The 18,305-nt window shown below is 41.4% G+C and carries 15 protein-coding genes; 3 read left to right on the top strand and 12 right to left on the bottom strand.

Annotation, left to right across the window (positions count from 1 at the left end):
- Positions 1 to 86: 86 nt before the first annotated feature.
- From F2B13_RS13870 to F2B13_RS13895, 6 genes are all read right to left on the bottom strand, one after another.
- Positions 87 to 3,584 (bottom strand): efflux RND transporter permease subunit, encoded by a 3,498-nt coding sequence (locus F2B13_RS13870; RefSeq protein ID WP_149274098.1) that lies wholly within the window; start codon positions 3,582 to 3,584, stop codon positions 87 to 89.
- A 6-nt stretch (positions 3,585 to 3,590) separates the two neighbouring features.
- Positions 3,591 to 4,757 carry an efflux RND transporter periplasmic adaptor subunit gene (locus tag F2B13_RS13875; RefSeq protein ID WP_149274100.1) on the bottom strand — a complete coding sequence of 389 codons (1,167 nt, stop codon included), beginning with the start codon at positions 4,755 to 4,757 and terminating at the stop codon, positions 3,591 to 3,593.
- Between the two features lie 22 nt (positions 4,758 to 4,779).
- Positions 4,780 to 6,144, bottom strand: coding sequence for a TolC family protein (locus tag F2B13_RS13880; protein ID WP_149274102.1), 1,365 nt, complete (start codon positions 6,142 to 6,144; stop codon positions 4,780 to 4,782).
- A complete protein-coding gene (locus F2B13_RS13885; RefSeq protein WP_149274104.1) occupies positions 6,145 to 6,750 on the bottom strand; it encodes a TetR/AcrR family transcriptional regulator in 606 nt (201 codons plus the stop codon).
- Between the two features lie 88 nt (positions 6,751 to 6,838).
- The gene (locus F2B13_RS13890; RefSeq protein WP_149274106.1) at positions 6,839 to 7,255 is read right to left on the bottom strand and encodes an RnfABCDGE type electron transport complex subunit D; all 417 of its coding nucleotides are present in this window, start codon (positions 7,253 to 7,255) and stop codon (positions 6,839 to 6,841) included.
- 16 nt (positions 7,256 to 7,271) lie between these two features.
- Positions 7,272 to 7,811 carry an RNA polymerase sigma factor gene (locus F2B13_RS13895; protein ID WP_149274108.1) on the bottom strand — a complete coding sequence of 180 codons (540 nt, stop codon included), beginning with the start codon at positions 7,809 to 7,811 and terminating at the stop codon, positions 7,272 to 7,274.
- A gap of 150 nt (positions 7,812 to 7,961) precedes the next feature.
- On the opposite strand from F2B13_RS13895, the gene F2B13_RS13900 reads away from it, so the two are divergent.
- Positions 7,962 to 8,936: a polyprenyl synthetase family protein gene (locus F2B13_RS13900; protein WP_149274110.1), complete on the top strand. Its 975-nt coding sequence runs from the start codon at positions 7,962 to 7,964 to the stop codon at positions 8,934 to 8,936.
- A gap of 94 nt (positions 8,937 to 9,030) precedes the next feature.
- Here the strand turns inward: F2B13_RS13900 and F2B13_RS13905 are convergent, their stop codons facing one another.
- From F2B13_RS13905 to F2B13_RS13930, 6 genes are all read right to left on the bottom strand, one after another.
- Positions 9,031 to 9,957 carry an RraA family protein gene (locus tag F2B13_RS13905; RefSeq protein WP_149274112.1) on the bottom strand — a complete coding sequence of 309 codons (927 nt, stop codon included), beginning with the start codon at positions 9,955 to 9,957 and terminating at the stop codon, positions 9,031 to 9,033.
- Positions 9,958 to 10,174: 217 nt separating this feature from the next.
- Entirely contained in the window at positions 10,175 to 11,410 is a 1,236-nt protein-coding gene (locus tag F2B13_RS13910) for an aminotransferase class V-fold PLP-dependent enzyme (protein WP_149274114.1), read from the bottom strand.
- A 6-nt stretch (positions 11,411 to 11,416) separates the two neighbouring features.
- A complete protein-coding gene (locus F2B13_RS13915; RefSeq protein WP_149274116.1) occupies positions 11,417 to 11,899 on the bottom strand; it encodes a RidA family protein in 483 nt (160 codons plus the stop codon).
- 138 nt (positions 11,900 to 12,037) lie between these two features.
- The gene (locus F2B13_RS13920) at positions 12,038 to 13,282 is read right to left on the bottom strand and encodes an amidohydrolase/deacetylase family metallohydrolase (protein WP_149274118.1); all 1,245 of its coding nucleotides are present in this window, start codon (positions 13,280 to 13,282) and stop codon (positions 12,038 to 12,040) included.
- 18 nt (positions 13,283 to 13,300) lie between these two features.
- The gene (locus F2B13_RS13925; RefSeq protein ID WP_232622897.1) at positions 13,301 to 14,257 is read right to left on the bottom strand and encodes an SMP-30/gluconolactonase/LRE family protein; all 957 of its coding nucleotides are present in this window, start codon (positions 14,255 to 14,257) and stop codon (positions 13,301 to 13,303) included.
- Positions 14,258 to 14,334: 77 nt separating this feature from the next.
- Positions 14,335 to 16,146 (bottom strand): c-type cytochrome, encoded by a 1,812-nt coding sequence (locus F2B13_RS13930; protein ID WP_149274120.1) that lies wholly within the window; start codon positions 16,144 to 16,146, stop codon positions 14,335 to 14,337.
- A gap of 258 nt (positions 16,147 to 16,404) precedes the next feature.
- Here F2B13_RS13930 and F2B13_RS13935 point away from each other — a divergent pair, with 258 nt between their 5' ends.
- Positions 16,405 to 17,463 carry a sensor histidine kinase gene (locus F2B13_RS13935; protein ID WP_149274122.1) on the top strand — a complete coding sequence of 353 codons (1,059 nt, stop codon included), beginning with the start codon at positions 16,405 to 16,407 and terminating at the stop codon, positions 17,461 to 17,463.
- On the top strand, positions 17,460 to 18,200 hold the full coding sequence (locus F2B13_RS13940; protein ID WP_149304438.1) for a LytR/AlgR family response regulator transcription factor: 741 nt from the start codon (positions 17,460 to 17,462) through the stop codon (positions 18,198 to 18,200). The genes F2B13_RS13935 and F2B13_RS13940 overlap by 4 nt, the downstream gene beginning before the upstream one ends.
- The last annotated feature ends 105 nt before the right edge of the window (positions 18,201 to 18,305 follow it).

Below are 18,305 nucleotides of genomic sequence, written 5' to 3' on the forward strand. Positions count from 1 at the left end.
GAAGATATAGCGGTATCGGCTAAAAAATAGCACGGATCGTTCCATGAAATTTATCACGGGCACCTGTTCGGCACCCGTGATTTAAATTATGCTGCCGTTTCCAACTCTTCCTTTTTAGATTCACCTTTATTAGCGCCCCGAATACGGATTTTTATACGATATACAATATTAAAAAGCACCGGTACGATGACCAAGGTCAAGAAGGTGGCCACTAACAACCCGAAAATGACAGTCCATGCCAGCGGACCCCAAAAAACTACGTTGTCCCCGCCCATATATATTTTGGGATCGAAGTCGGAAAACAGGGAAAAGAAATCTATATTGAGTCCGATTGCCAGAGGAATCAGGCCTAAAACAGTAGTAATAGCAGTTAGCAATACGGGTCGTAACCTTGCTTTTCCTCCTTTGACAATAGCCTCGGTGGCTTGCGGAAGGGTCAACAGATCACTGTCTTCCATGCCCAGCTGCAATTTTTTACGGTCAACAAGAATCTGCGTATAATCGAGCAATACCACACCATTGTTCACCACGATACCTGCCAAGGATATAATACCCATCATGGTCATCATGATAACGAAAGGCCAACCGGTCAACATCAGACCTCCAAAGACGCCAATAAAACTTAGAAATATCGCGATCATTATGATCAAGGGTTTTGAAATGCCACCGAACTGAAAAATTAAGATGAGCATAATCAAGCCAAGACCGGAAAAGAATGCCCCAATCAAGAACATTTGCTGCTTGTTCTGTTCTTCCAATTGGCCAGTATAATCAATCTTTATATCCTCAGGCAGGCCATTGAACTCTTCCATTTCACGTTGAATCTGTGACACAATTGCCCCTGCATCGGTAAAGCCGGGCTTTAGGCCGGAATAAACCGTTACGACCCGGTTGCCATCTCGATGTTTGATAGCACTAAAACCAGAGGTGTTCTTTTCTGAAGCGACCGCAGCGACAGGTATTTCCTTAATCTGCCCGCTAGCCGGGTCCCTGAAAATGATATTCTGATTAAACAGGGCACTTTTATTGTACCTCAAATTTTCATTGAAGCGGACATTGATGTCGTAATCATCGCCGTCTTTTTTGTATACTCCTGCCTTTTCACCGAAAAGAGATCTGCGCAGCTGATTTCCAACTTGGCCCACGGCGACCCCGAGTTCGCCCGCTTTTTCACGATCGACCTTAACCTGCATAGAGGGCTTGCTCTTGTTTACATCGATCTTGATTTCTTCAATACCGGCGATATTCTTAGTGTTTATAAAGTTTCGGATATCTTCTGCTGTGTTGATAAGCTCATCGTAGTCATTGCCTTCCAATTCTATGTTAATCGGGTATCCGGCTGGAGGTCCGTTTGCATCCTTTTCTACTGAAATAGCTACGCCGGGATATACATCATCGAGCGCTTCTTGAACTTTGGCCCTAATATCTTCGGTGTTGATACCTTGACGATATTTATATTCACTAAAATTGACCGTTAACTTTCCTTTATGGGGCATTTCTGCCGATGAACCACCATCTGTCAGTGGATTTCCAGCACCTTCCCCAACGACGGATACAGCGGAAGCTACCATAAAATTTTCACCGTTTGCTTTGTAGGCTGGGTCATCGAGCACATCGTAAACCCTAGTTTCGACCTCCTTGGTTATTTCATTGGTTTTTTCGATGGAGGTTCCCTCTGGATATTCAATGTATACGTAAATCTCGTTTGGTTTGTTGTCGGGAAAAAATTCGACTTTGGTTCTACCACTGCCCAAAGATTGCCCAAAGAGCATAAAAACGCCAATCAACATCAAAAACGTAATCCCGAAATACCAGTACACATTGCCACCACGAAGCGCATGTTTAAGTCGTCTTTCGTACCAATTTTCAAACGTGGACATCGCTTTCTTTTGAAAACTTAAAGCTGCACCTTTAACTGCATACTTGTATACCCAGAACATTATTCCCGTTACTATCAAAACAGAGCCCAAACCTCGCATGGCACCTCCGAACAATACTATTAATAGACCAAGCCCTCCTAAGACGATACTCAACCGTATAAGCTGTTTCAAGGTGAGCTCTTTTTCTTCGGTACTCATAAATTGCGAGACCAGCATAGAGTTCATGAAAATCGCAACGAAAAGGGATGACCCTAGCACTACGGATAAGGTAATCGGAAAGTAAATCATGAACTGGCCAAAAATGCCGGGCCAAAGCCCTAAGGGTACGAATGCTGCAACGGTTGTCGCCGTAGAAATTATAATAGGAAACGCGATTTCTCCAATACCCTTTTTAGCCGCTTCGATACGGGGCATACCTTCATCCATCAGGCGATAAACGTTTTCGACCACTACGATACCATTATCGACCAGCATTCCCAGACCCATGATCATGCCGAACAAAATCATAGTATTCAGCGTGTATCCCAACCACGATAGGATAACGAAAGACATGAACATCGACATGGGTATCGCAAAGCCCACAAAAAGGGCGTTTCGAAAACCTAAAAAGAACATCAGTACGGTTACGACGAGAATAATACCGAAAATAATATTGTTGACGAGGTCATCGACTTGGTTCAAGGTTCGTGTTGAAGAGTCGTTCGCTATAGAGATATGAAGATCTTGAGGAAAGTAGTTTGCCTGTTCTGTCTTAACGATTTCCTTGATTTTATCGGCGGCGGAAATGGCGTTGCGACCGGCCCGTTTTTTGACATCGAGCATGACCACATTATCGCCAAACTCCCTAGCATAAGTGGTTTTATCCTTTTCCTTGAATCTAACATCGGCGATATCTTTTAGATAAACGGCTCCATTTTCTGCCTTGACAACAAAGTTCTCCAGTTGTTTTGGATCTTCAACCTCTCCGAGGATACGAATCGTACGACGTTGTCCACTTGTCTTTAGGTTCCCGGCGGACATGGTCACATTACCATTACTTATGGCACTGAGCACATCTTGAAAGCTGACCTTTGCCGCCATCATTTTATATATATCTACGGCGACCTCCACCTCTTTTTCTTGAGCTCCCCGTATATCTGCCTTTTTAATTTCTGGAAGATCTTCTATTTCATCTTGTAGATATTCCGCGTATTCCTTCAATTTTTCTACGGTATAATCTCCCGTAAAATTGATGTTCATTATGGGAACTTCCTCGGAGAAATTCAAATCAAAAACGTTGGGCTCTACCTTGGCACCGTTGAAAGTTGGCCAATCTTCACTTGATTTTTCGGTGTCTACCTCGTCTTTTACCTTTTGTTTGGCCTGTTCTACAGTGATTTCCTCGTCAAACTCGACCGTGATAATGGCATAGTCTTCCTGAGATGTAGAGACAATCTCCACCACATTACTGATGTTTTTTAGCCTATCTTCCAAAGGATCGGTAATCAATCTTTCGATATCTTCGGCCGTATTCCCAGGGTAGGGGGTGCTGATATATATTTTGGTCTCAACAATTTCAGGAAAATCTTCCCTTGGCATGGCCATGTAAGCTGAAAATCCCAGCCATAGAAATATAGCGATCATCACATAGATAACCGAGGGATTTTCGATAGCCCACGAAGAGAGTTTGAATTCCTTATCGGCGTTCTTTTTTATCTTACTCATGAATCACTAGTTTTTTATTTTGACCTTTTGACCGTCTTTCACGCTTCGCGCACCTTCTCTAACGATATGGTTGCCATTGGCAATTCCACTCAAGACCTCTACCTCGCCGTTCTGGGTTCTTCCCGTAGTAATAATCGTTCTTTTGACCACGGCTTCACTATCGGCATTGGGTTCTTCGGCTATGTATACATATTGTTCTCCTTCTGCATTTTCAGATATGATGCTGGAGGGTATCAGAAGGGCTTTATCGCTTGAATAGTCGTTCAGGTTCACCTTAGCGGTCAAATTAGGTTTGATTTTTCCATTTTTGTTGGGCACGGGTATTTCTACACTGAACGATCGATTGGAAGGGTTGATGAAATTTCCGGTCTCCCGAATATGGGTCTGAACGCTATCGCCTAAAACTGGAAAATATACCAAGGCCTGCTTGCCCTTGGTAACCGAACCAAGATATGTTTCTGGAACGTCAACCTCAATATACATATCCGAGAGATTAACGATCCGGAACACTTCTGAACCTGGCCCTGGCGATACAACGGTGCCCTGATCTTTGATTACATCATCGATAACTCCGGAAAATGGGGCTCTGATCGTCGATTTGCCTAATTGGCTTTCAGCTTGCTTAATGGCATCTTGAGCAGCTTCATAGTTTGTTTTGGCCGATAAATATTCAATTTCCGAACCGATTTTTTGATCCCATAAGCGTTTGCGACGCTCAAAAGTTGTTCTTGAAAGTTCGGCCTGTGTTTTTAATTGTGAAAGTTGGCTCGACATTCCTCCATCGTCGATAGTTGCAAGTAACTGCCCCTTGGCCACTTTTTGCCCTTCGCTAACATACACACGTTGCAAAGTGCCCGCCATTTCTGGGTAGATCAATACATTTTGTCGGGTACTTACGTCGCCCTGCAATTCAAGAAAATGGTCGAATTTTTGAGGTTCGGCAATTATAGTATTGACCAAAGGTAACTTTTCGTCGTTAGTTTTGGTGGCGATGGCCGAATCGAGTATTTTCAGTTGGCTTTCGATTTGACGTTGTTGTTCCGAGATCTCCTTTTTTTTCGCACGTAGCGTTTCGAGATTTCCTTGAGCTATAAGGTCGCTGATCGATTCTTCTTTATCGCCGCATGCGTAAAAAAGTAGACCGAGGGCCAAAATATATACTAGTTTTTTCATCGTTTAAGCTTCTTAAATTGGTTTACTGTTCGTTATACGGATCTTGATTGTTCAAAATGACCTCTAGGTCAGTTTTCTTGTTAATAACCTCTACCATGGACTGCAGGTAGTTTTGCTGGGCATCATAGAGTTGAGTCTGTGCTTGGCGCAATTCAAAACTACTAGCTATACCTTCAGAATATTTTACTTCGTTTTTATATTCTATCCGTTCGGCAAGGCCCAGATTCTCCTTGGCCGTTTCATATTCTTCAATGGCCAAGATATAGTCACTTTTTGCACGCTCTAGTTGCAATCGAATTTGTTCTTCGGCTTCAACTAGTTGGGTCTTGGCTTTTTCCAAGGCTATTTTGGCCCTAGCCGTATTTGCGCTTCTTCTTCCGGAGCTGAAAATGGGAATGCTCAAGTCTACGCCGAGTACTGAAGAATCAAACCACTTTTGATCACTATTTAAAAAATTAAAAGTATCGGCAAAAGCAGAACTTCCATAGTTTAAAAAAGCATTCAACGTAGGAAGCGCTTGGCTTTTGGCCAATTTCAATTCGTAAAAGCGTTGCTCGTTGAGGTTGAGCGCTATTTTATAATCCACGTTGTTTTGTAAATCAAATTCAGATTCCATAAGACTGAAATCGATTTGTTTACGTGTAAGATCGTCTAGGTTTTCTTCTAATTGAGTAGGCGCAGTCGTTGCAATCCCCATAATCAAGTTCAACATTTGAAGGGTAATTTGCTCTAGTCGCGCGGCATTTTTGAGCTGATTGTCTATCGATGAAAGGGTGATCTGAAGTTGTTCTACACTTTCCTCATCGCCGAGGCCGTTCTCAAAAAGTTTCGTAGTTTCAAAAAGGTTCTTTTCAAGATTAGCCTTATTTTTTTCGAAAATCAAGACGCTTTCTTGGGCCAACAACACGTTACCATAAGCTTCTACCACGGATTTCCGCACTTCCTGATCTGTTTTTTCGGCATTATTGGCACTATATCTCAAAAAGGCCTTGGTGGCCTGAACGCCAACAATATAAGACCCGTCAAAAATTTGTTGTCTTAGGGTGGCTGTCGCAACCATTTGTTGAGGTTGACCAAATGTAATCTCTTGAAACGTTCCAGGTTCTCCGCCAAAGAACTCTGCGGGTAAGAGAGAAACCGGTTGTTTTAATTGGTTCTGATAATTTACCGTTCCGTCAATTTGAGGAAGTCCAGAAGCTATGGTTTCCCATTTTTGCTTCTTGGCATCAATTAAATCCCTATCGGCATTAATGGCGCTATAGTTATTCTCAAGGGCGAAGGCGATGGCCTCATCGAGGGTAAAACTATAGGTTTGCTCTGGAGGTTCTTGTGCAAAGGCCAGTGCTATGTAAAATAGCGCTAAGAATACTATAAAAGGAGTCCTCATTTATTCGTGGTTTGAGTGGATAATTGAATTCAATATTTTACGCCCTTCTGGCGTGACGATTCCTCGAAGATGATATTCCAAATAATCGTCCATCAAAGAGGCTTTGGGAAACTTATGGGCTGGAAAAAGCTTGTCATCCTTAATGCTTGTCACGCCTGAAAAATAGATTCTGGAAATAAAAGGCACATTTAGATTTTCTCGATATATGCCCAATTCGATACCCTTCTTTATGTTTTGTATAGTACACTCCTGCATTAAATTGTACTGCCGATTGCGCATCTCGTCATATATTTTTGGGTAATACTTTTGGAGTTGATATTGTGGGGAGGATTTTTCATCTTTTAGGTGATACATCGCAAATTTCTTTATTTCGTAAAGTTCCTCAATTGGGTTTTGCTCTAAGGCGCAGATTTGATCGATTCCTTTGGAAACAGTACAAAATAAATTTTGGGTACATGCCTTGACCAATTGTGTCTTATTTTCATAATGGGTATATATCGTTTTTTTGGATATGCCCATGTGGGTGGCAATATCGTCCATGGTAACGCTTTTGAAACCAAGATTCAAAAACATATCAGTTGCCGTTTCTAGAATTTTCTCTCTCATAATCGGCGGCAAATATAGTAATGGAAACTTTAAAAACAAAAAAAGTTTCCAAAGTTTTACCATGATTTAATAGTCCCTTCCAGTATTTCTATTCAGTACGGGGAGTTTCCGTCTTACGGGCGATATATTCTTTGTAGGCTAGTTCTCCCTCTTCTTTCCAAAATGCCTCGTAGTGTTTCCATCTTGAAAAGTCCGTTTTTAATCCTAGTTTGTTCCCTGGTCGGCAATTCCTTTTTCCATTTTTGTGTTTGCCGTTTTTTGGGTTGTGGTTGCCAAAACCCCCGAAAAGCATTTTGGCCAGCACCAAAATGCCCACGGCCTGCCAGTACGTTATAGTCGTTAAGTCGAATATGGTAGGCATAAGCCAATTCCATAAAAGCATAAAAACATACCCGAAGGCCAGAATAAATAGAGCAAATAGCAATATCATGAAGATGACCTTAACGGCGGACTTCACAAATTTTTCTACTTTTGACTTTACCTTTTGTTCTACATAGTCATTCATAATTCAAGATTTTAGTTTATATAGTTTCTTTTTTTATTTCTAAAGCCTTTAGGAGTAATGCCATGGCTCGATGTCGCCTGGACATCAAAGTACCTTCGGGCACCCCTGTCTCAAAAGACACTTCTTTATAGGTGTATCCTTCAAAATCGATGGCTCTAATAATATCTCGATAGGCCGGTTTCAAATCATCGATGGCCCTGCGAAGTTGGGCCGACATTTTTTCAGAATAGGTATTATCGGATACTCCATAGATTTGCTCTACCATTTCCGATAAACGTGCATCCGTTTCATGCTCCAATGAATATGCTTTTCTTGTGGTACGCATTAGGTCGATGATTCGATTTCGTAGGGCGTGATAAACGAATCCTGCAATATTATCAATCGGTGTTGCGCTACTGGCTCTTGAAAAAACCTTAACGGCCACGTCTTGCAAGATGTCTTCGGAATCGCGATCGGCTGTGTCTTCAATACGAGATTTCACGTAAGCCCTTAGCGAACGATATTCTTCGCTAAAAAAGCTGCTCAGGTTTTTATAATTGTTGTTTTCAGCGGTCATTGAAGCGCATTTTCCCAATAGATCTTCACAGTAAAAGACGAAGCTTTTCAAATCTATTGCATTTTCACGTGTTTTTTTTACAACCTTTCTTCTAAACAAGAATGGATAAGGTCTCGTAAAATGAATGTATTTTTGATGAAAATCGTTTCAATGCAGGCAATCGACAGCTACCGTACGACATTCAATTCTTATCTGGAAGACAAAATCAAGACTAGGGAACCCGAGAACTTATATGAACCCATTACCTATATTCTAAGTTTAGGAGGAAAGCGATTGCGGCCGGTACTTACCCTGTTGGCCGCTGAAATTTTTGGCGAAGATTATAAGAAGGCACTCGATGCGGCCTTGGCCATAGAGGTTTTTCATAATTTTTCTTTAGTGCATGACGACATTATGGATGCCGCACCTATAAGGAGGGGAAAGGTGACGGTACATGAGAAATGGGATGTAAATACGGGTATTCTTTCTGGCGATGCTATGCTGATCACTGCCTACCAATTGTTTGAGAATTATGAATGTGAAACTTTCCGAAGCCTGGCCAAGCTATTTAGTACAACAGCATTGCAGGTATGTGAGGGACAACAATATGATATTGATTTCGAGGAGAGAGACCATGTAGGTTTGTCCGAATATCTTACAATGATTCAATATAAAACAGCCGTATTGGTAGGTGCGGCCCTAAAGATGGGTGCTACTATTGCCAAAGCCTCCGGGAAAGACCGGAACAATATTTATAATTTCGGTTTGAATCTGGGTATGGCCTTTCAGTTACAAGATGATTATCTCGATGCTTTTGGCGACCCAAAATCGTTCGGGAAACAGGTCGGGGGTGATATTATCGAAAATAAAAAAACCTTCCTCTATGTAAACGTTTGTGAATCAGGTTCCGCTCGTCATAAAAAAGAACTCTTAGACTTGTATTCCATTCAACCTAATGACCCATCAAAGAAAATAGAGACCATAAAGGAAATATTTATGGAAAGCGGAGCGGTTAAAAATATTAAAAAGGCTATCGAGAAGTATACTCATGAGGCCTTTGAAATTTTAGAGGGCATCACCATTGACGCCGACAAAAAGGAGATGCTGAAGAATTTTGGAGAGCGATTAATGAAACGACAGGTATAAAAAAATCCAAAACCTTGTGCTATCTCCCTGTCTTTTATAAGAAATTAAAAAAACCTTTTAGACCCTTAAGTCTAAACATTTCCTGACTTTTTAATTACCATGTGCGTTTGCTCAAAACGTTGTCCAATGTTTCTTTTGACATTTTGCCTAGCTCGGGATGTTCGCCCAACCACTTCAAAAATTCTTTTTTGATTTCTTCTGTCCATTGACTGTCTATCTCACCGGTTGAATACTTCTTGGTTTTGACCATTTCGAAGCCAAAAAGGTCTTTAAGGGCAACAAATTCTGCAGTGGCTATTACCTGCTCGGCCAGATGCGCCGGAATGAAAAGCACACCTTCTCTTTTGGCCAGAACAAGGTCTCCGGGTAAAACCATGACCTGTCCGATACGTATGGGAGTGTTGAGGCCCATAAGCACTTCCTCCTCTAGGAAAGAGGGATGAAAGTCACGTACAAAGGCATTAAAACCTTCAATTTTACTTATGCTTTCTAAGTCTCTTGAGCTCCCGTTAAAAACGACTCCATTACCCGATTTACTATAAATAGAAGTGGCTAAAGTGGCTCCCATAAGGGTGCCTGCATCAATTTTACCGAAACTATCAGCCACATACACATCTCCTTTGGTGAGAACTTCTATGGGCCATGAATTCGTGTTTCCTTTTCTTCCTCTGGTATTGACACCCCGTTCTTTTATATTTTTCTCCACATCGGGGCGGCTAGGCATAAAAACGGCGGTTAAAGCGCGGCCTACTACCGGTACGTCATCGTGGACCATTTTCCAGTTGCCCTCAAATTGATTGGTATAGCCTTCGTTTTCTAGAACAGTCCAAGCGTCATCGATCCCGATTTTTTCTGCTCTTTTCAGAAGGTCATCCGGAATTTTCGGACGTCCGTCTTCGAAACGTTCGCCTTTCCAACTAGACGTTAGAAAGATGAGTTCTTCTTTTGGGATCGTTTGGCCGAAAATATTCGAGATCAGTGAAATCGAAAAGAGGAATAAAAGGGGGGTCTTAAATTTCATTGGAGTATAAAGGTTTAAAAAAACAAGATTGTGTACTTTGAACTCATAAAGTTATTTAATTGAAGTCAATCGCAAAGTGTTTTGAGCGGAATAGCATCCCTTTTCAATATTTTTTTAAAATATGTAGGCAATTAATTCCGTCGTTCATACAAAACCTTTGAGATGTTATATAACTATCTCGGCTAGGATAAAAGGCATGGGGCGAGAGGCTTTGGCCTTACTCTTTCGTTGCTTGTTTCAAAATCTCATACAGTCTTTCAGCTACAATGGAAACCTGTTCAGACTTCAACAATACGACCCCAATGACCAACATTTGGGATTCTCCATCTCTTCTAAGCCCCGATACAATGCTCGGAGTTCCATTTTTGAGTGTTTCATAGACTTCTCTAGGCGTGGTCTTGACTATATTTTGGTCCCAGCTAAGAAGCATACTGGGGAACGCATTGGCCGGCCCCGGATGAATATGTGTTTTACCTTTTACACTAGAAAGGGATTCGACCCGTGATTTTATGTATTCGATACGGTCAAGCCATTCTTGCCACTCAGCTTCATGGTCTGTTTCGAGATATTCTTTTAAAGCAACGTACATGCCGAACATTTCTTCTTTGTTTACTTTCATCGGCCGGCCGATAGGAGCTTCGTGCGGACTATGGTTCAACTTGGCAGCTTCGATCAAATCTTTCTTGCCGAACAACAAACCTGCGCTCTGTGGCCCCCTGATCATTTTACCTCCAGAAAACGTAACAAGATCAAAACCCATTTTTTGAAATTTAAAGAGATTTTCTACTGGAGGAACATCGGCAGCGGCATCGATAAAAGAAGGAATGTTATTCCGTTTGGAAATTGCCACAAATTCTTCATGAGAAATGCTTGATGACCCCGCCGCATTGAAAAATAATGTCATGACCGTGTTGTTGTTCATCGCCTGCTGCATTTCGTCCGGGCCTTCAACTTCTACTATGACCGCCCCTGTAGTGGTTATGGCTTGATCAAAAACATATCTATGGCTCTTTTGCATAATTACTTCTGGGCGAGGGCCGGGAAGATTGGGCAACAATTTTCGTTTTTTCTCATCCATACCTGTAATGGCGGCCGCGGTGCCCAATACCATGGCGCAGGCCGCACCTGAAGTTACCATTGCGGCCTCGCAGTGCAACATTTCTGCCATTTTTGCACCTATTTTATCTTGCAGCTCATACATGTTGGCAAAATCATGGGCCGTAGAATTTATGGCCTCCAATACCTCCGGCTTCATCAAAGAACCTGATAAAAAGGTCATGGTGACATTGGCATTGATTACGGGAGTAACCCCAAGTTCCTTAAAGAGGTCGCTTGAGGGTTTCTTTTTTGGGGCGGTGTTCATCGTATTGGCCGATAAAACACCAGTACCTATCAGACCACCGACAATGGGAAGGGCAGAAAGGTTTTTCAATAATTTTCTTCTTGTAATCATAGTATATTAATCTAAGGCTGCAATGCAGTCCATTTCAACTAAAGAGTTTCCTGGGACGCCTCCATAGGTGGCAACGGTAGTTCTTACGGGCGGATTTTTCCCAAAGCGCCCTCTAAATACCTCGTTCATACCCTTATAATCGGCTAAGTCGGCTAAATATACATTCACCTTTAGCACCTTTTCCATAGAGGAGCCGTTTCTCTTGAGTTCTTTCTCCAATTCCTGCAGCACGATTTCAGTATGTGCTTTGATTTCAAAAGGTTCAACATGCGCTCCTTTGCCGGCAATATACAAGGTGTTTCCGTGTTTTACTGCCCCTGAAAAGAGAGGAATGTCTTGGTCTGTTTCAATCTTGCCCACTACTTCTTTTTTAGGGTTACTATTCGCTGACATGGCATTTGCAGCTGTGCCAACTCCAAATAGGGCCGCTAATCCCATCCCTAGTTTTTTAAAAGACCCTCTTCTAGTGGTTTTGTTTTCCAATTGCATAATTATTATTTAGATATTAATTTTTTTCATGTACGGTATTTTCCGAAAAGACTATAAGGGAAAGCCCTGTTTTCGCAGCAGTATTTTAGATCGTTGTTTTGAGGTAGCTAGTTTTAGCATCTTTATGAAAATACCCCCTTAATTCCATTTTTTACTGGCGAGACCATTTAAATCATAAACTACCTTTCCGTCTTTGATGGTAACTTCGCATTCGATCTTTTGATTTCCTTCCATTTTCAATCCTTTGGTATCTATGAATCCGAAGTCTCCCTTGCTGACTTTAAGAATGGCGATATCGGCAATCGAACCGATCTCCAAATGTCCTAGCTCTGTTCTTTTGATATATTGCGCAGGACTCCAAGTGGTACTCTCAATGACTTCGGTCAAGGGCATGTTCAAGTTCAAGAATTTTGACATAATGTTCAGGAGGTCTTTCATACCCCCGTTCATGCTGCCGATATGCAAATCGGTACTTATCGAATTTGGTTTAAAACCTTGTTTCATAGCCGGTACAGCTTGTTCAAAGGCAAAGCTACCTCCCCCGTGGCCTACATCAAAGATGATACCTTTCTTTTGAGCCTCGAACACAAAGGGTTCTACCTTACCATTACTATCGACTACTTTTCCCCTGCTATTTAATGAAGCATAGGTGTGGGTAAAAATATCACCGGTTCTTAGTTTCTCCAAGAATAGTGTTTCTAGGGAGAGTATAGGGTCGCTACCTCCAAAATCGATCATTACCGGTACGTTTGCCTTGGTTCCGGCTTCTACCGCCCGCTCTAGGGGTTCCCATTCATGACCCACATAATGGGCCAACTTGACTCCTACTATTTCGGAATGCCCTTTTACCATCTTGGCCGTTATGTCAGGGTCCATGTCGGTAACATTTTGTTCGATAACACCACCTTTCATCCCAGATCCAACAATATTCAAAAAAGCTAGAACCCTGGTTTTTGAGTTGTTTATAGTCTGTTTTTTGAACGTGTTGAAATTTCTCCAACCTGAGCTTCCAGCATCTACAATGGTAGTAACCCCACTTCGAAACGTAAAATTATCCGGCGCAACGCTACTCATTCCTCCACTGTACATACCATCCTCCTCTGTGCCAAAGAAAACGTGACCGTGAAGATCTATTAGGCCCGGAGTGACTAACAGACCGTCGGCATCTATATGGGTTTTAGCATTTTTAACGGGAATATTAGCCGCAATTGCGGCTATTTTGCCATTGGAGACAGCCAGATCCATTTTTTTGTTGGTGCCGCTTTTCGCATCGATTAAAGTTCCGTTCTTTATGACCATGTCATATTGTTGCCCCACTAGTGATAGGGAACAGCAAAGTATAGAGAAAGTGAGAATAAGGTAGTTGAGCTTTTTTAGTATCATCTTTTTAATGGTATGGGTTCAATGTTTTGTTTGCATCCGGTAGGCCCTTCCGGGGCTTTCGATCTGAAAAGTTTCAATATTTCCGTTGTCCTGGAGAGTGACAAAGGCTTTTGTTCCATTTTGGCCACCAAAAGCTATATTGGAGGGAGTTTTTCCCTTCAGTCGAATTTCTTCCAAGATTTTGCCTTCTGGCGATACTTTGACCACGGTACCTTTTCCATGACGTGTAATATATAAATTCCCCGCTATATCCGTGCGCATGCCGTCCATCCCAAAATCGTCGAATGTCAACAATAATCTCTTGTTGCTCACTTCACCCGAGGGGGAAAGGTCATAGGCCCAGACATTTCTTTGCACAGATTCGTTTACATATAATGTGCTATTGTCCGGACTCACCTCAATACCGTTGGTCGTTCCCATGCCTTCCTCTAAAAGTGTCGCTTCGCCATTGACATCGATTCTCCATATCTGGCCTTTTGAATTTTTCCAATCGGGATCACTTGCAAAAAGAATATCGTTATTCATTATCGCTATGTCATTGGGTTGGTTCATGGCCTCATGGTGTGCATAGACACTAATTTCCTTGGTCTTCATATCGATCCTCAATATATTGTGTTTTGTATAATCGGCAACGAGCATTTCACCTTTGCTATTGAAGCGAATCCCGTTTCCTACACTTCCTTCGGGGAGGCTTATAAATAATGATGCTTTACCCATCGAGTCGACCTGTCCTATAGTGCCTTTCCTTTCAAAATTTACGGCATATAAAATACCTTCGCGATCTACGGCCGGGCCTTCGATGCCGGATGGAAAGCCTAAAGGTTCAGTGAAATCCTTACTTTGGTATAAGATGGTATTGGCCTTTGTACCGCTTTCTTTTGACACCACCTTTGAGTTTTTTTCTTTACAGCCCATAACAAATAGAAGCAGGACCATCAGACCGGATTGATAAAAGTAATTTAAACTATATTTCAAATTATTTGTTTTAAAACAATATCGGTGCAAGTTCATTTTTTTCATTTTCGAAAGATAGTCCCTTTTCTTCTTGTTCCTTAATTTGCAGCCGATGTGTTTTGTTTCCGAACTTTCTCCACTTCTTGTGGAGTAATTTTTGCTGCGTTGTTGCCAAAATTTTGGCGTATGTACGTTAAGACTTCCGCAATTTCATCATCACTCAACATATTTAGTTTCGGCATTGCATTATTGTATGATTTTCCTTTAACGATTATCTCCCCTCTCAGCCCTTGAAGCACAACATTGATCAACCTTTCTTTATCACCGAGTACCCATTCAGAATCATTTAAAGGAGGGAAGCGGTCATTTCCAAGGCCATCCCTTTGATGACAGACTGAACAAAATGTATTGAAAAGCTTTCCACCCTCGCCCATCTTAGCTTCATCCATAGGGTTGGTTAAATCTCTGATTAAAAGGTCTTTATATTCATCAGGGGTTTTGATATTGGGAGCGGTTTGCTTTCTTTTTGCCATGCCTGCAAGATCAGAACTGTCGAATTTAGCTTTGTCGCCCTTGAACATAATTCTCCAAATTTTACCCTTTTCTGAATCGGAAACATATAATGATCCTTCCGGACCTACTGCCAGCCCCATTGGCCTGTAGGCTGCATCACTGGTATTGACTATCGTATCACGACCAGCAAAACCATCGGCAAAAACTTCCCACGGCCCTGTAGGCATTCCGTTTTTCATAGGAACAAAACCTACGAAATAGCCCGACTGCGGATAGGGCGAACTACTGGTAGAACCATGAAAGGCTATAAAGGCCCCGTTCTTGTATCTTTCGGGAAATTGATCACCATCGTAGAAAAATAAGTCATTCGGTGCAAAGTGCCCCGGGAATCCTACAACAGGGGTTGTAAGCTGATCAATATCCCCTTGTTTTGAACCGTCACCTCCATATTCAGGATTGAGATAGTACCCTTTCTTAATTTGGTCATAGTAATGATAAGGCCATCCCGCATCATCTCCCTCCTTTAATCTTAAGAAAACTTCTGAGGGTAAAACAGCCCCTTCCCAAGCAGAAAATTCCCTAGGCCAAGTATTATGAAGGTAGTCGCGACCATGAACAACGGCGTATAAATTGTCATCTTCTGTATTCCATTGCAGTCCCACAACACTTCTGAGGCCAGTTGCGAACTTTTTACCGTCTTTTTGAAACTGTCCTGTTTTATTAGCATCAAATTTCCATATTCCCGCACGATGTTCCAATATGGGGCAGGGATAAATGCCTGGAGACATTGGGGATCGATCATCTTCTTGGCAGGCATCCGAAGGTGCTCCGAAAACAGTGTACATGTGCCCTTCCTTATCGAATGCCAAAGGTTTTGTAGAATGCTGCCCAGGCCGACGTTCCGTTTCGGAAAGAATTAGCTCCAGAGGTGTGTCGGGTAACAGATCATTAGTAAGCTTTTGGCGATAAATGCGGGTTACAGAACTAAAATAGAGATAGCCGTTATGGATTTTCATTTCCGTTCCATAGCTACTTCTATCTTGATAATCGTCGAAAGTCTTAATAATATCTGCTTTTCCATCGTTGTTTGTATCCCTGAGCGCTGCATTCCCGCCTAAGGAATCAGGGAATCTAAGCTTCACATAGATGTCCCCATTGCTGTTTACCGTAAGATGTCTGGCTCTTCCTTTCAGGCTGTCTACTACGACTACCGCTTCAAAACCGTTCGGCAAATACAGGCCGCCGTTATCCTTGTCCCCAGCCGGCAAACCTTGATCGGGGCTGCATTGCCATATAAGACAAAGGGAACCAACGACTATAAGGGAATTACAAAACCCTCTTATTGAAAACAAAGAGTTTCTGATCGACAGGTTATACGGTATAAAAAATGAACTCATATTTGAAAAGAAGTCCAGTGTATTGAAATTCTTGGTTGAAAATCGGCTGAGACATGAACGCGAACTGATTCGCATCTTCTAAAAATAAGGGATTTAGACAACCTTTGCTTGCTTTTTATCTTAAATGCATCATTTTGGGAATGAACTGCGCTTTGAAATCGATATTCGTCTTTAGTGTGTAAATCAAAAGCCTTTCATTTTAAATATTTGGGAATAAACTTATATTTCCAGTTTTCAATCTAACTTAAGGGAAGTAAGATGCAACAGATTCGAAAAAGGGCAAATAATGTGTTGGTTAAGCCAACAATACCATGGCACTACCATATTATTTTTTGGACCATCTATTTTGCCTTTAACTCTATTCGTTGGGGCAGCTACTTTGATGATTATTGGTACTCTTTTAAATCGAATCTAGTAGAATTTCCGCTACATATCATCATAGTCTACTTTAACATTTACTATTTGGTGCCAAAATATATCGTGGGGAAGAAATACAAAACATATGTAGTCTGGTTGATTTTTGTGCTGGGCCTGCATTATCTCGTTCGGGTAGGCCTTTTTTCTGCTCTTGTATCGCCTCACCCATTGTCGGAAGTTCAGACGGCAAATGACCTGTTCAGTTTCAATCACGTGGTCACCATCACCTTAGGAGAGGTGTACGTTATTGGTTTGGTTTCTGCGATCAAGCTTACGATTGATTACGTTTTTGAATTGAATAAAAACAATCTGTTGCTTGAGCTACAATCGGAAACTGAAATGAAATATCTAAAAGCCAAGATCCAACCCCATTTCTTTTTCAATACACTGAATAATCTTTATGCCTTGACACTAAAAAGATCTAAAAAGGCAGCGGAAGTAGTACTCAAGCTTTCTGAGATTATGGAGTACGTTATCTACGATCTTGACAAGAAAAAAATCCCGTTGAACAAAGAAATAAAATATGTGGAAAACTATATCGAATTGGAAAAGTTACGCAGGAAAGATCTAGTGGTATCCAAAATCGAAATTATCGGAAAAATAGACGACATTTTGCTTCCCCCTTATTTATTCCTTCCTTTTGTTGAGAATTGTTTCAAGCACGGACAATTAGATAATGGCAGGATAATTATAACAATGAAGTTCAGAAGGTCTGGAAACGCGCTTGAATTTTCAATAAAGAATAGTTTTGACAAAAGTGAAAAAACCAATGATAAATCCGGCATTGGTCTCATCAATATAAGAAGAAGGCTCGAATTGTTATATGAAAAAAACTTCTCGCTAGAAATGGGTCCTTCAGTTGACCTGTATTCGGTAGTTTTGAAAATTCCGTTGAAATGAAAGTTAACTGCCTTATTATTGATGATGAACCGCTAGCCATAAGTATCTTGGAATCCCATGCCAAGAGTCTTGACTATTTACATATTGCAGGGACGTTTACAGATGCTCTTCAAGCCTTGCCCGTACTACAAGAAAAAAATATTGATCTTATTTATCTAGACATTAATATGCCCCAAATCAATGGGTTAGAATTTCTGCGTGCTTTGAAAAATCCACCTCTAGTTATTCTGACCACGGCATATAGGGAATACGCGTTGGAGAGTTATGAGTTTGATATAGTTGACTACCTGGTCAAACCTATCTCTTTTACCCGATTTTTGCAGTCGGCCAATAAGGTTATCGATAGGTTGAATATAGCAAAGGAACATACCATGAAGTCTTTGGTACAACCTCATATATTTGTTAGGGTAGACAAAAAAATGGTAAAAGTTGTTTTAAGCGAAATTCTTTTTATAGAGAGCCTAAAGGACTATATCAAAATACATACGACCAAGGGCCATGTTGTAGTGCATAAGGCACTGGCAAGCATTGTTGAAGAGCTCCCCTCGGAAAATTTTATTAGGGTTCATAAATCATTTGCCATCGCCATCGACAAGGTGAAATCTTTAGAAGGAAATAGTCTTGAGATTGGATCTAAGACCATACCTATTGGTAGAAGCTACAACCGAAAAACCAAAGAAGCTATTCTTTCAGGGGTGGCAATGGCATCGAAGAATGATGGCCGCTCAAAAACTTAGGTACAGCACTTTATTTTTAAGCACTACATGGGTTCAAAAAGGTAGGTGGAAATAAATGAACCCTTTATAATTTGTTATGTGAAGGAACGGTATATAACGAAAGGG

Source organism: Pareuzebyella sediminis (assembly GCF_008367235.1).
Lineage (GTDB): Bacteria > Bacteroidota > Bacteroidia > Flavobacteriales > Flavobacteriaceae > Pareuzebyella > Pareuzebyella sediminis.